This window comes from Agromyces mangrovi (assembly GCF_030296695.1).
In the GTDB taxonomy this organism is placed as follows: domain Bacteria; phylum Actinomycetota; class Actinomycetes; order Actinomycetales; family Microbacteriaceae; genus Agromyces; species Agromyces mangrovi.
Map to the genome: position 1 here is coordinate 2,773,396 of NZ_AP027737.1, position 13,799 is coordinate 2,787,194.

Consider the following 13,799-nt stretch of genomic DNA (forward strand, 5'->3'; position numbering starts at 1 on the left):
CGATGACCATGGAACTCTCCCTCGAGAACGCGGCGGCAGGCCGCGCGCACCGCACCGGCACCACCGATCGCGCGCTGCGCGAGTGGGTCGCGGAGATCGCCGGCCTCACCCAGCCCGACGAGGTCGTCTGGTGCGACGGGTCGCTGCAGGAGGCCGACCGGCTCACCAAGCAGCTCGTGAACGAGGGGAAGCTCATCCGCCTGAACCCGGAGTGGCGTCCCAACAGTTACCTCGCGCGCACCGACCCCGGCGACGTCGCCCGGGTCGAGGACCGCACGTTCATCTGCTCCGAGCTCGAGGAGGACGCGGGGCCCACGAACAACTGGCGCGAGCCGGCCGGGATGCGCGCCGAACTGGCCGGCGTGTTCGCGGGGTCGATGCGCGGCCGCACCATGTACGTCGTGCCGTTTTCGATGGGCCCGCTCGGCGGGCCGATCTCGCAGCTCGGCGTCGAGATCACCGACTCGCCCTACGTCGTGCTGTCGATGGGCGTGATGACCCGCATGGGCGAGCGCGTCTTCGAGATGATCGAGCAGGGCACCCCGTGGGTGCGCACGGTGCACTCGGTCGGCTACCCGCTGGTCGACTCCAAGGGCTTCCGCCGTGCCGACGCCGACTGGCCGAGCAACCCCGAGAAGTACATCGTGCAGTTCCCCGACACCCGCGAGATCTGGTCGTTCGGGTCGGGCTACGGCGGCAACGCGCTGCTGGCGAAGAAGTGCTTCGCGCTGCGCATCGCGAGCGTCATGGCGCGCGACGACGACTGGCTCGCCGAGCACATGCTGCTCATCAAGATCACCTCGCCCGAGGGCAGCGTGTACCACGTGGCCGCCGCGTTCCCGTCCGCGTGCGGAAAGACGAACCTCGCGATGCTCCGCCCGACCATCCCCGGCTGGACGGTCGAGACGGTCGGCGACGACATCGCCTGGATGCGCCCCGGCCCCGACGGCCGGCTCTACGCCATCAACCCCGAGGCGGGCTTCTTCGGCGTCGCCCCGGGCACCGGCGAGACCACGAACCCCACCGCGGTGCAGACGCTCTGGGGCAACACGATCTTCACCAACGTCGCGCTCCGCGACGACGGCGACGTCTGGTGGGAGGGCCTGACCGACGAGGCACCCGACCACCTCATCGACTGGCAGGGCAACGACTGGACGCCCGACTCGGGCCGCCCGGCGGCGCACCCGAACTCGCGTTTCACGGTGGGCGCGGCGCAGTGCCCGTCGATCGCCGACGACTGGGAGGCGCACGAGGGCGTGCCCGTCGACGCGATCCTCTTCGGCGGACGCCGCGCGACGAACGTGCCGCTCGTGGCCGAGGCCCGGTCGTGGAAGCACGGCGTGTTCATGGGCTCGACCATCTCCTCGGAGAAGACGGCGGCGGCCGAGGGCACCGTCGGCGAGCTGCGTCGCGACCCGTTCGCCATGCTGCCGTTCTGCGGCTACAACATGGCCGACTACTGGGGCCACTGGGTGAAGATGGGCCGCATCCTCGGCGACCGGGCGCCGAGGATCTTCCAGGTCAACTGGTTCCGCAAGGACGCCGACGGCTCGTTCCTCTGGCCCGGATTCGGCGAGAACGCCCGCGTGCTCGAGTGGATCGTCGGCCGCATCGAGGGCGACGCCGAGGCGGAGGACACCCCGATCGGCCGCATCCCCGCCGAGGGCGCCCTGAACGTGGACGGGCTCGACCTCGACGAGGGCGTGCTCGACCACCTGTTCGAGGTCGACCGCGACTCGTGGCTCGCCGAGTGCAACCTCACCGAGGAGTACTACGCGAAGTTCGGCGACCGCGTGCCCGCGGCCCTGAACGCCGAGCTGGCGAGCCTCCGCTACCACCTCAAGCAGTCGTAGTCCCGCATCACGCGATCGAGCCCGTGCCCCGTCGAGGGCACGGGCTCGTCGCCTGTCCGGTCGCCTCAGGCGGAGAGACGGGCGAGCTCCTGCTCGATGACGGATGCCGCGTCGTCGACCAGCTCCTCCGAGATCACCACGCTCGGCAGGAAGCGCAGCACGCTGTCCCAGGAGCCGGCGTCGAGCGGGATCACACCGTTCGTCGTCGCGTGGCGGAGCACCGACGTGAGCGCCGCCGCGTTCGGCTCGCGCGTGCCCGGCACGACGAGCTCGACGCCCCACATCGCGCCCTTGCCGCGCACCTCGCCGACCACGGAGTACCGCGACGCCCAGTCGCCGATGCGCTCGGCGAACACGCGCTCGACGCGCTGCGCCTCGGCGATCAGCCCGTCGCGCTCGATGACCTCGAGCGTCGCGAGCGCCGCCGCGGTCGAGACGGGGTTGCCGCCGAACGTGCCGCCGATGCCGCCGGGCTGCACCGCGTCCATGATCTCGGCGCGGCCGGTGACCGCGGCGAGCGGGAAGCCGCCCGCGATGCCCTTCGCGGTCGTCACGAGGTCGGGCACGACGCCGAAGTGCTCGATCGAGTACCACGCGCCGCTGCGCGCGATGCCGGCCTGGATCTCGTCGGAGACGAACACGATGCCGTGCTCCGCGCAGTACGCGGCGAGCGCCTCGAGGTAGCCCTCCGCGGGGATCACGATGCCGCCGTCGCCCTGGATGGGCTCGACGAACAGCGCGGCCAGCTCGGTCGGCCCGATGTGCGTGTCGATGTAGTCGATCGTGCGCGCCGCGGCATCCGGGCCGCTCAGGCCGTCCTTGAACGGGTAGCTCGACGGCACCGAGTACACCTCGCCGGGGAACGGGCCCATGCCCGCGCGCTCCGGCCACGGGCGGTAGGTCATCGCCATGGTGAGGTTGGTGCGGCCGTGGAACGCGTGCGCGAGCGACGCGATCGCCCGGCGGCCGGTGTAGCGGCGCGCGATCTTGACCGCGTTCTCGACGGCCTCGGCCCCCGAGTTCACGAGGATCGAGTGCTTCTCGAAGTCGCCCGGCGTGAGCTCGGCGAGCTTCTCGGCGACCAATACGTAGTTCTCGTACGGGGTCACCGTGAACAGCGTGTGCGTGAGCTTCGACGCCTGCGCGGCCGCGGCCGCGGCGACGTCGGGGTGCGCGTGCCCGATGGTGGTCACGCCGATGCCGCAGCCGAGGTCGATCAGGCGGTTGCCGTCGACGTCGACCAGGATCGCGCCCGAACCGTGGTCCATGAAGATGTCGGCGAGGGTGCCCGCACCGCGGGAGACGCTGCGCCGACGGCGCTCGAGGAGCTCGCGCGAACGCGGCCCGGGCAGCTCGGTGACGAGGCTGCGCTGCTGGGGAACGGTGAAGTCCATGACACGAGGGTACGTGCTGCGCGTTACAGCCGTGTGCAGGTGCGCGTGGCCGAGAACTCGACGAGCGGATGCCCCGGGGCCGGCGCGTCAGACCAGCAGCTGGTGCTTCGCGAGCTCGCGGTACAGCGGCGTCGTCTCGACGAGCTCGGAGTGCGTGCCCTCGCCGACGACCTCGCCGCCGTCGAGCACGACGATGCGGTCGGAGTCGACGACGGTCGAGAGCCGGTGCGCGATCACGATCAGCGTGCGACCCTCGGCGACCGCGTCGATCGCCTCGCGCATCATGCGCTCGTTCACGCCGTCGAGCGACGAGGTCGACTCGTCGAGCAGCAGGATCGGCGGGGCCGCGAGCAGCGCGCGGGCGATCGCGAGGCGCTGGCGCTCGCCGCCCGAGAGCATGATGCCGTCCTCGCCGACGGGTGCCGAGAGGCCGGCCGGGTCGCGCTCGAGCACCGCGCCGAGGTTCACGGCCCGCAGCACCGCGACGCACTCGTCGTCGGTCGCGTCCGGGCTGCCGAGCGTGAGGTTGTCGCGGATCGTCCCGGCGAGCACGGGTGCGTCCTGCTCGACGTAGCCGATCTGCGCGCGGAGGTCGGCGCGGTCGATCGCGCGCAGGTCGAGCCCGCCCATGCGCACGACGCCCGCGGTGGGGTCGTAGAAGCGCTCGATGAGCGCGAACGTCGTCGACTTGCCCGCACCCGACGGGCCGACGAGCGCGACGCGTCGCCCGCGCGGCACCTCGAACGAGACGCCGCGCAGCACGTCGCGCGCCTCGCCGGAGCTCGCGGCACCGTCGGCCGAGCGGGGCGCCGAGACCTCGGGCGCCGCGTCGCCCTCGGGGGCATCCGCCTCGCCCTCCGCCGCCCGTGAAGCGTACGCGAACCGCACGCCCTCGAACGCGATCGCCGGTGCGTCGGGCGCCGCCGACGCGTTCGCCGGGCCGACCACGACCGCCGCAGGGCCGCCGTCGCGGTCGTGCGCGTCCTCGTCGGGCAGGTCGAGCACCTCGCGGATGCGGCCGAGTGCGCCGAGCGCCTGGTTGACCGAGGTGACCGCGCCGAACGCCTGCCCGAGCGGCAGGATCAGCATGAACAGGAAGATGATGAACATCACGAGGTTCGCGACGCTGGTAGCGCCCGACGCCACACGGATGCCGCCGACGCCGATCACGACCAGCAGCGACAGCTGCATCGCGATGCCCGCGATCGGCACGATGAGCGCCGAGATCTTCGCGACCTTCACGCCCTCGCGGTACGCGCCGTCGGTCTCCGCCTCGATCGCGGCCGTTTCGCGCTCGGTCGCGCCCGCCGCGCGGATGGTGCGCACGGCGCCGATCGCGCGCTCGACCGCCGCGGCGACGTCGCCGATCTTGTCCTGCGCCCGCCGCGAGGCGTCGCGCACCCGCAGCGACAGCAGCGAGACGGTCGCGATGGCGATGCCGATGACGATGACGGTGAGGCCGAGCAGCACCGCGTCGAGCACGATCATCGCGATGAGCGCGCCGAGGAACGTCACCGCACCGCCGACCGCCTCGACGAGCCCCTGGGTGAGCACCGCGCGCAGCAGCGTCGTGTCGCTGCCGACGCGCGAGACGAGGTCGCCGGTGCGGCGGGTGTCGAACTCCGAGATCGGCAGGCGCAGGATCTTCCGCGCCAGGTGCATGCGGCTCGAGCGCACGACGCCCTCACCGGTGCGCTGCAGCAGGTAGTGCTGGTAGCCGCTGAGGAGGGCGCTCACGACGACGAGCACGACGAGCACCCAGACGAGCGGCCCGACCGGCACGCCCTCCTCGACCACCGTGATGACCTGGCCCACGAGCAGCGGCTGCGCGAGCGTCGTGAGCGCGCCGAGCACGCTCAGCACGAGGATGAAGCTCAGGATGCCCCGGTGCTCGAACAGGTACGGCAGCAGTTGCCCGAACGTGGCGCGGGGGCCGGCGGTCTCGCGGCCGCGGCCGCGTCCCCTGCCTCGGCCGGTCGCCGACGATCGGGAGCGGCGGACCGGAGCATCGGTGGGGGAAGCCATGACTACCTTTCTAGGGCACGGTTGCCGCGAGCGTGCTGGGAGCGGTTCAGGCGAGGGCGACGGATGCCCCGGGGCTGCCGAGCACCGATGCCGCGAGCGCGTGCCCGGCGACGCAGGCGGCGCGCGGGTCGGCGCCCGCCATGGTGGCGACCAGGAACCCGGCGGCGAACGCGTCGCCCGCGCCGGTCGCGTCGCGCACGTCGTCGACCGCTGTCGCGGGCACGTGCAGGGCCGGCCGGCCGGGGCGGAGCACCTCGGCAGGGTGGGGGCCGCGCTTCACGACGGTGAGCGGGGCGAGCGGCTCGGGGCGTGTGGCGGCGGGGTCGGCCGCCGACCCGATGCCGAGCAGTGCGGCCTCATCGGCATTCGCGAACACGATGTCGGGCCCGATCCGGGTGACGAGTGCGAGGAAGTGCGAGACGCCGAGGGCGTCGATCAGCCCGGTCGACGATACGTCGAGCGAGACGCCGACGCCCGACTCGCGGGCGGCGTCGGCGAGCGTGACCACGGCCGAGCGCGCGGGCTCCCGCTCGAGCCCGTACGCCGGCACGTGCAGCCAGCCCGCGCCGTCGAGCACGGAGGGGTCGATCGGTCGGCGGAGCTCGGCCGCAGCGCCGCGGTCGGGGTACATGGTGCGCTCGCCGTCGGGGTCGACGAGCAGCACGACGGTGCCGGTCGTGCCCGCGCGCTGGAGGCGCACATCGACCCCGGTCGACGCGAGCCCGTGCGCGAGCCCGTCGCCCGCGGCATCCGCCCCGACGCAGCCCACGAAGCGCGCCGGTGCGCCCGTGCCCGCAGCGAACGCGGCCACGTTCGCCGCGCTGCCGCCGCGCGAGCGCACGATGCGCGCCGCCGTGTCGGTCGCGTGCCGCGTCGGTTCGGCGAGCCACACGACGACGTCCTCCACGAGGTCGCCCGCGACGACCAGCACGCCCGGCTCAGCCGGCGACGGCACGCGCGATCTCCCCGCCGAGCGCCACGTTGCCGCGGTACACGGCGAGGTTCGCCTCGAGGCTCGCTCCGCCGGTCGCGCGCTGCACGAAGTCGAGCAGGAACGGCGTCGTGTCGTGCCCGGCGATGCCCGCCGCATCCGCCGCCGCCAGCGCCTCGGCGAGCACGCGCTCGTGCAGGTCGGGGTCGAGCTGCTCGTCCTCGGCCACGGGGTTCGCGACCAGCACGGCCGCCGGGAGGCCCAGCGCGTCGCGCGCCGCCGCGACTGCTGCGACCTCGTCGGGGGTCTCGACCCGGTGCTCGAGCGTGTAGCCCGAGTCGGCCACGTAGAAGCCGGGGTAGGCCGTCGTGCGATACCCCACTACCGGGATGTTCAGCGTCTCGAGCCGCTCGAGGGTCGCCGCCACGTCGAGGATCGACTTCACGCCCGCGCTCACGAGCGTGATCGGCGTGCGCGCGAGGGTCGGCAGGTCGGCCGACTCGTCGAAGGTCTCGCTCGCCCCGCGGTGCACGCCGCCGAGCCCGCCGGTCGACATGACGCGGATGCCCGCCGCATGCGCGAGCCACGCAGTCGCGGCCACCGTCGTTCCGCCGCTCAGCCCGCGCGCGGCGGCGACGGGCAGGTCGCGCACGCTCAGCTTCACGACCCACTCGTCGGCGCAGAGCCGCTCCATGGTCGGCCGGTCGATCCCGACGTGCGCGACGCCGTCGACCACGCCGATCGTGGCCGGCACGACACCCGCGGCCCGCAGCTGCTCCTCGGCGGCGAGTCCGACCTCGAGGTTCCGCGGCCGCGGCAGCCCGTGGGTGAGGATCGTGGTCTCGAGGGCGAGCACCGGAGCACCGGATGCCACGGCCTCGCGCACCTCGTCGGACAGGACGACACCCGGGCTGGTCTCACTCACCCCGCCATCGTATTCCGGCGCCACGATCCCCGAGTCGTCATGAGATGTCGCTATTCCGTGCGTCGAAGCGACACTTCATGACGACTCGGCGGCCCGGGCGGGGGATCCGTTGCGCGGGGGCGGACGATGTCGCCCGCCTCGACTACAGTTCTCCCGTGCCCGCACCCGTCATCACCGCCCGCGATCTCCGCAAGCAGTACGAGGACGTCGCCGCCGTCGACGGCATCTCGTTCGAGGTGTCGCCCGGCGAGTCGTTCGGCCTGCTCGGCCCGAACGGCGCCGGCAAGTCGACCACCATGCGCATGGTCGGCGCCGTCTCGACGCGCACGAGCGGCGACCTCGAGATCCTCGGGCTCGACCCGAACGCGCACGGCCCCGACATCCGCTCGCAGCTCGGCGTGGTGCCCCAGTCCGACAACCTCGACACCGAGCTGCGCGTGCGCGAGAACCTGCTCGTCTACGGCCGCTACTTCGGCCTGCCGCGGCGGCAGGTCGCCGAGCGCGCCGACGAGCTGCTCGCGTTCGCCCAGCTGCAGGAGAAGTCGAAGGCGAAGGTCGACGCGCTCTCGGGCGGCATGAAGCGCCGGCTCACCATCGCCCGCGCGCTCATCAACGACCCGCGCATCCTGCTGCTCGACGAGCCGACGACGGGCCTCGACCCGCAGGCGCGGCACATTCTCTGGGACCGCCTGTTCCGGCTCAAGGAGCAGGGCACGACGCTCGTGCTCACGACCCACTACATGGACGAGGCCGAGCAGCTCTGCGACCGCCTCATCGTGGTGGACCACGGCCGCATCATGGCCGAGGGCACGCCCGCCGAGCTCATCCGCGCGCACTCGTCGCGCGAGGTGCTCGAGCTGCGCTTCGGCGCCGACCGCAACGCCGAGGTCGCCAAGCGCCTCGAGGGCGTGGGCGACCGCATCGAGGTGCTGCCCGACCGCATCCTCGTCTACAGCGCGAACGGCGAGGCCGAACTCGTGCGCATCACCGAGGCGGGCATGCACCCGATCACGAGTCTGGTGCGCCGGTCGAGCCTCGAGGACGTGTTCCTCCGCCTCACGGGCCGGAGCCTCATCGAATGAGCGCCGAGTCCCCCCGGCAGCAGGCGACGGATGCCCCTGAGACCACCCGTCCCGAGACCGCACGCGCGCTCGCCGCGGGCGCGCGTCCGCGACGCTTCGGCGCCTGGTACATCGCCGAGCACCGGTTCCGCGTCATGCGGTCGTACCTGCAGACCATGCTCGCGACGGGCATCGGCAGCCCGATCATCTACCTGTACGGGCTCGGGGCCGGCCTCGCGTCGCTGATCGACGCCCCGGTCGCCTCGCAGCCAGGGGCCGAGGGCGTGCCGTACCTCGTGTTCGTCGCGCCCGCGCTGCTGGCGTCGGCCGCCATCACGGTCGCGACCGAGGAGTTCTCGTACCCGATCATGCTCGGCTACAAGTGGAACCCCACGTTCACGGGCATGCACGCGTCGCCCATCCGGCCGGGCCAGATCGTCGACGGCATCGTCATCTCGGTGACGGTGCGCATCCTCGCCACGAGCGCGGTCTACTACCTGTTCATGCTGCTGTTCGGCGCGGTGCCGTCGCCGCTCGGGTACCTCGCCGTGCTCGCAGCGACCCTCGGCGGGCTCGCGTTCGGGCACCTGCTCATGGCCTACGTGTCGACGCTCGAGCAGGACACGGGGCAGATCGCGCTCGTCATGCGCTTCCTCGTGCTGCCGATGACGCTGTTCTCGGGCACGTTCTTCCCGCTCAGCCAGCTGCCCTGGTTCCTCCAGCCGATCGGCTGGGTGTCCCCGCTCTGGCACGCCACCGAGCTCAGCCGCGTCTTCGCGTACGGCTACCCCGAGCCGCTCTGGCTCACGGTCGTGCACGTGGTCGTGCTCGTCGCGATGGCGGCGGTCGGCTGGATCGCATCGCGGCGCATCGCCGCACGGAGGCTGGGACGATGACCGCACCCGCGACCACCACCGACGACCGCACCGCTCCCAGCGGCGGGCGGGGCGTCGCCTCCCTGTACGCGGGCAACTCCCGCGCCGTCATGGCGCGCGGCTGGCGCGCGACCCGAAGCTCGAACTGGATGATCGTCGTCTCGGGCTTCTTCGAGCCGATCTTCTACCTGCTGTCGATGGGCATCGGCCTCGGCGCCCTCGTCGGCGAGGTCGCGACCGCGGACGGCGACGTCTCCTACGCGGCGTACATCGCACCCGCCCTGCTCGCGGTCGCCGCGATGAACGGCGCGATCTACGACTCCACCTGGAACGTCTTCTTCAAGATGAACTTCGCGAAGCTCTACGAGGGCATGCTCGCGACCTCGCTCGGCCCGCTCGACGTGGCGCTCGGCGAGATCTCGCTCGCGCTGCTGCGCGGCGCGTTCTACGCCTCGGGGTTCCTCGTCGTCATGCAGGCGCTCGGGCTGAACCTGTCGTGGTGGGCGCTGCTCGCGCTTCCCGCGGTGCTGCTCATCGCGTTCGGCTTCGCGAGCCTCGGCATGGCGATCACGAGCTACATGAAGACGTTCCAGCAGATGGACTGGATCAACTTCGTGCTGCTGCCGATGTTCCTGCTGTCGGCCACGTTCTTCCCGATCACGGTCTACCCGCAGGCCGTGCAGTGGATCATCCAGGCCATGCCGCTCTGGCACGGCGTCGAGCTCGTCCGTGGCCTCACGACCGGTGCCGTGCACTGGGGCCTGCTCTGGCACGTGCTCTACTACGCCGTGATGATCGTGGTCGGCGTCGTGTTCACGACGAAGCGGCTGCGCGCGCTGTTCCTCGACTGAGGTCGCGACCCGAGCGATCGGGCGAGGCGAGCGGATGCCCCGGGGCATCCGCTCGCCGTGTCTCAGCCCCGGACCGCGCGCAGCGCACGCACCGTGGCGACCGCAGCCTCGGCCGCCTCAGCGCCCTTGTCCTCCTTCGAGCCGGGGAGCCCGGCGCGATCGAGGCCCTGCTGCTCGTCGTCGAGGGTGAGCACGCCGAAGCCGACGGGCTTGCCGGTGTCGAGCGCGACGCGGGTGAGCCCGTCGGTCGCCGCCGACGAGACGTACTCGAAGTGCGGGGTGCCGCCGCGGATGATCACGCCGAGCGCGACCGCCGCGTCGGCACCGGCTTCGAGGGCCGCCTTCGCGACGACCGGCAGCTCGAAGCTGCCCGGCACGCGCACGAGCGTGTGCGACGCGCCGGATGCCTCGAGCGAGCGCACCGCGCCGGCGATGAGCCCGTCGGTGATCTCGTCGTGCCAGCTGCCCGCGACGATGACGACCGACAGGCCGGTGCCGTCGGCGTCGAGGGTGGGGGAGCCTGCTCCGCTCATGATGCGCGTCCTTCCAGGAGGTGGTGTGCCGCCGGCTCGGTGAGGTCGGCGGTGTCGATCGCGTGACCCATGCGGTCGCGCTTGGTCTCGAGGTACGCCTCGTTGAGGGCCCCGACCCCGACGAGGAGCGGCACGCGCTCGAGCACGGCGATGCCCTGCGTCTCGAGCTGGCGCACCTTCTCGGGGTTGTTCGTGAGCAGCCGTACGGCGTCGAGGCCGAGCTCGTGCAGGATCGCGGTCGCCGCGCCGTAGTCGCGGGCGTCGGCGGGCAGGCCCAGCGCGAGGTTCGCGTCGAGCGTGTCGAGGCCGTCCTCCTGCAACCGGTACGCGCGCAGCTTGTTGATCAGGCCGATGCCGCGGCCCTCGTGGCCGCGCAGGTAGACGACCACCCCGCCGTGCTCCTGCACCGCCGCGAGCGCGGCGTCGAGCTGCGGGCCGCACTCGCACTTCAGCGACCCGAGCGCCTCGCCGGTCAGGCACTCCGAGTGCACGCGCACGAGCGCGCCGGGCGACGACGGGTCGCCCGCGATGATCGCGACGTGGTCGGCTCCGGTGTTGCGGTCGCGGTACGCGCGGATGCGGAACGGGCCGTGCTCGGTCGGCACGGTCGTCTCGACCTCGAAGAGCACGCGCGGCGACTCGGGCGGGTCGACGACCGAGCCGCCCTCCGCGGCGTCGCAGATCGCCGCCGCGTCGGGCTCCTCCCGCAGGAACCGGATGAGCGCCGCCACGGTCGTGACCGGCAGCCCCTCCCGCTCGCCGAGCTCGATGAGGCCGGGCAGGCGCATCATCTCGCCGTCGTCGGCGACGATCTCGCCGATCGCCGCGACGGGCGCGAGGCCCGCGAGGCGCATGAGGTCGACCGCGGCCTCGGTGTGGCCCGCCCGCTCGCGCACGCCGCCCGCGACCGCGCGGAGCGGCACGATGTGCCCGGGGCGGATGAGCGAGGCCGGCGTGGCGTCCGGGTCGGCCAGCACGCGCAGCGTGTGCGCGCGGTCGGACGCGCTGATGCCCGTCGTGACGCCGTCGGCCGCGTCCACCGTGATCGTGTACGCCGTGCGCCGCGGGTCCTGGCTGTCCGTCGTCATGAGCGGCAGGTCGAGCCGGTCGGCGAGGTCGTTCGGCATCGGCGCGCAGAGGTAGCCGCTCGTGTGGCGCACCATCCAGGCGATCCACTCGCGGCTCGCGAGCTGCGCCGAGATGATCGCGTCGCCCTCGTTCTCGCGGCCCTCGTCGTCGGCGACGAGCACGGGCTTGCCGGCGCGCAGCGCGGCGAGCACCTCGGGCAGTTCGGCGAGGCTCATGCGGCACCTCCCATCGGCGCGGGCGCAGCGGGGGTCGCCACGGACGACGGCAGGTCGTCGTGGGCGCCGAGGCGCAGCATCCGCTCGACCTGCCGGGCGAGGATGTCGGTCTCGAGGTTGACCCGATCGCCCACGACCCGGTCGCCGAGCGTCGTCGCCGCGAGCGTCTCGGGAATGAGCGAGACCTCGAACCAGTCGTCGCCGACCGCGCTGACGGTGAGCGAGACGCCGTCGAGCGCGACCGAGCCCTTGTCGACCACGAGCCGGGCGTGCTGCGGGTCGATCGCGAACCGCAGCACGCGCCACGCCTCTCCGGGCCGCACGTCGACGACCTCGGCGGTGCCGTCGATGTGGCCCTGCACGATGTGGCCGCCGATGCGATCGCCCACCTTCGCGGCGCGTTCGAGGTCGACCCGGTCGCCCTCGCGCACGTCGGCGAGCGTCGACATCGCGAGCGTCTGCGCCATGACGTCGGCCGTGAACGACTCGTCGTCGCGGTCGACGACCGTGAGGCAGACGCCGTTCACCGAGATGGAGTCGCCGTGGCGCGCATCGGAGACCGCGAGCGGTCCGTGCACGGTGAGCCTTGCGGCGTCGGCGGTGTGCTCGACCCGCGTGATGCGGCCGATCTCCTCGATGATGCCCGTGAACATGTCAGGTCCTTCCGGTCGGGCCGTCCGCGGCGGCGCTCGGCCGGGCGGAGGTGGGGCGGGCGACGACGAGCACGTCGTCGCCGAGTCGTGCGACGTGGGTGGGGGCGAGGCGCCGGGCGCCGGCGATGGTGCCGATGCCGAGGTCGCCGACGGCGAGGCGCGGCCCGCCGAGCAGGGCGGGCGCGAGGTAGACGACGACCTCGTCGACGAGTCCGGCCGCGAGGAACGCGCTCGCCAGGGTCGGCCCGCCCTCGACGAAGAGCGAGCGGATGCCGCTGCGCTGGAGCGCGCCCAGGTCGGCGACGAGGTCCGCGCCGTCGTGGCGGACCGCGGGGTGCGGGCCGTGCAGCACCGCCGCGTCGGCCGGCAGTTCGCGGCGGCCGAAGACGACCGGCACGGGCTGGTCGGCGCGCAGCCCGCCGTCGGCGTCGCGTGCGGTGAGCGCGGGGTCGTCGGCGAGCACCGTGCCCGTGCCGACCGCGATCGCGTCGGCCGCGGCCCGGCGGGCGTGCACGTCGGCACGCGCCTCGGGGCCGGTGATCCAGCGGCTCGTGCCGTCGGCGGCCGCGACGCGCCCGTCGAGGGTCGACGCCCACTTGACGGTCACGAACGGGCGGCCGTGGCGCTCGGCGAACAGCCAGTCGGCGATGAGGGCTTCGGCCTCGCCGGCGAGCAGGCCCGAGGCGACGTCGACGCCCGCGGCCGCCAGGCGCGCGCCGCCACCGGAGGAGTGCAGGCCCGGGTCGTCGACGGCGTACACCACACGCGCGACGCCCGCGGCGAGGAGCGCCTCTGCGCAGGGACCCGTGCGCCCGGTGTGGTTGCAGGGCTCGAGCGTCACGACGGCGGTCGCACCGCGTGCGGCGCCGGGCGCGAGCTGCGCGAGCGCGTCGACCTCGGCGTGCGGCGTGCCCGCGCCGCGGTGCCAGCCCTCGGCGAGCACGTCGCCCGCGGGGGAGAGCAGCACGCAGCCGACCCGGGGGTTCACGCCGCGGGCGGGGCCGCGGGCGGCGAGCTCGAGCGCGCGCCGCATCGCCGCGGTCTCGGCCGAGTCCCGCGAGACGGCGTCGGCGCGCGACGGCACGGCGGCGTTCGCCGGTGCGCGGTGCGCTGCGCTCGTGCTGCCCATGTCCCGTTTCCGTCCTCGCGGACTCCGGGGCTCGGCAACGCCGATCAGGCCGCCGGCGCGGACGCCTGCGGCACGTGCTGCCTCCCATCCGGACTTTCACCGTCGGTACCGGAATTCCACCGGTTCGGCCTCGCACCCGATCCAGTGGAGATCGAGTGCTCGGTTCGCGGACTGTCACCGCCGGCTCGGACTTTCACCGACCCCGGAGCACGTTTTCTTGCTTCGAGTGTAGATCAACGCACGCGCACGCGTGCTATTCCCGGGC

At 73.2% G+C, this 13,799-nt stretch carries 12 protein-coding genes and 1 riboswitch; of the genes, 4 read left to right on the forward strand and 8 right to left on the reverse strand.

Going from position 1 to position 13,799, the window contains the following annotated elements:
• The first annotated feature begins 2 nt into the window (after positions 1–2).
• On the forward strand, positions 3–1,853 hold the full coding sequence (locus tag QUE38_RS13195; RefSeq protein ID WP_286308737.1) for a phosphoenolpyruvate carboxykinase (GTP): 1,851 nt from the start codon (positions 3–5) through the stop codon (positions 1,851–1,853).
• Positions 1,854–1,918: 65 nt separating this feature from the next.
• Here the strand turns inward: QUE38_RS13195 and QUE38_RS13200 are convergent, their stop codons facing one another.
• The 4 genes from QUE38_RS13200 to QUE38_RS13215 form a co-directional block, all read right to left on the reverse strand.
• Complete coding sequence (locus QUE38_RS13200; RefSeq protein WP_286308738.1) at positions 1,919–3,247, reverse strand: aminotransferase class III-fold pyridoxal phosphate-dependent enzyme; 1,329 nt, start codon at positions 3,245–3,247, stop codon at positions 1,919–1,921.
• A gap of 87 nt (positions 3,248–3,334) precedes the next feature.
• Entirely contained in the window at positions 3,335–5,272 is a 1,938-nt protein-coding gene (locus QUE38_RS13205) for an ABC transporter ATP-binding protein (RefSeq protein ID WP_286308739.1), read from the reverse strand.
• Positions 5,273–5,318: 46 nt separating this feature from the next.
• Positions 5,319–6,227, reverse strand: a complete 909-nt coding sequence (locus QUE38_RS13210) for a carbohydrate kinase family protein (RefSeq protein WP_286308740.1) — start codon at positions 6,225–6,227, stop codon at positions 5,319–5,321.
• Entirely contained in the window at positions 6,211–7,128 is a 918-nt protein-coding gene (locus QUE38_RS13215; protein ID WP_286308741.1) for a pseudouridine-5'-phosphate glycosidase, read from the reverse strand. The genes QUE38_RS13210 and QUE38_RS13215 overlap by 17 nt, the downstream gene beginning before the upstream one ends.
• A 155-nt stretch (positions 7,129–7,283) precedes the next feature.
• Between QUE38_RS13215 and QUE38_RS13220 the strand changes: the two genes are divergently transcribed.
• From QUE38_RS13220 to QUE38_RS13230, 3 genes are read left to right on the forward strand one after another with little or no spacing between them, the layout of a single operon-like run.
• Entirely contained in the window at positions 7,284–8,210 is a 927-nt protein-coding gene (locus QUE38_RS13220; protein WP_286308742.1) for an ABC transporter ATP-binding protein, read from the forward strand.
• The gene (locus tag QUE38_RS13225; protein ID WP_286308743.1) at positions 8,207–9,085 is read left to right on the forward strand and encodes an ABC transporter permease; all 879 of its coding nucleotides are present in this window, start codon (positions 8,207–8,209) and stop codon (positions 9,083–9,085) included. Before QUE38_RS13220 ends, QUE38_RS13225 begins: the two co-directional genes overlap by 4 nt.
• Positions 9,082–9,915, forward strand: a complete 834-nt coding sequence (locus QUE38_RS13230; RefSeq protein WP_286308744.1) for an ABC transporter permease — start codon at positions 9,082–9,084, stop codon at positions 9,913–9,915. The genes QUE38_RS13225 and QUE38_RS13230 overlap by 4 nt, the downstream gene beginning before the upstream one ends.
• A gap of 62 nt (positions 9,916–9,977) precedes the next feature.
• Here QUE38_RS13230 and ribH read toward each other — a convergent pair whose 3' ends face one another.
• Genes ribH through ribD form a run of 4 tightly spaced genes read right to left on the reverse strand, consistent with a single transcriptional unit; the run spans position 9,978 to position 13,534 of the window.
• Positions 9,978–10,448, reverse strand: coding sequence for a 6,7-dimethyl-8-ribityllumazine synthase (gene ribH, locus QUE38_RS13235; RefSeq protein ID WP_286308745.1), 471 nt, complete (start codon positions 10,446–10,448; stop codon positions 9,978–9,980).
• Entirely contained in the window at positions 10,445–11,752 is a 1,308-nt protein-coding gene (gene ribA / locus QUE38_RS13240; RefSeq protein ID WP_286308746.1) for a GTP cyclohydrolase II, read from the reverse strand. The genes ribH and ribA overlap by 4 nt, the downstream gene beginning before the upstream one ends.
• Positions 11,749–12,405: a riboflavin synthase gene (locus QUE38_RS13245; protein ID WP_286308747.1), complete on the reverse strand. Its 657-nt coding sequence runs from the start codon at positions 12,403–12,405 to the stop codon at positions 11,749–11,751. The genes ribA and QUE38_RS13245 overlap by 4 nt, the downstream gene beginning before the upstream one ends.
• A 1-nt stretch (position 12,406) precedes the next feature.
• Complete coding sequence (gene ribD, locus QUE38_RS13250) at positions 12,407–13,534, reverse strand: bifunctional diaminohydroxyphosphoribosylaminopyrimidine deaminase/5-amino-6-(5-phosphoribosylamino)uracil reductase RibD (protein ID WP_433996911.1); 1,128 nt, start codon at positions 13,532–13,534, stop codon at positions 12,407–12,409.
• A gap of 70 nt (positions 13,535–13,604) precedes the next feature.
• Positions 13,605–13,749: riboswitch (FMN riboswitch) on the reverse strand.
• Positions 13,750–13,799 lie beyond the last annotated feature (50 nt).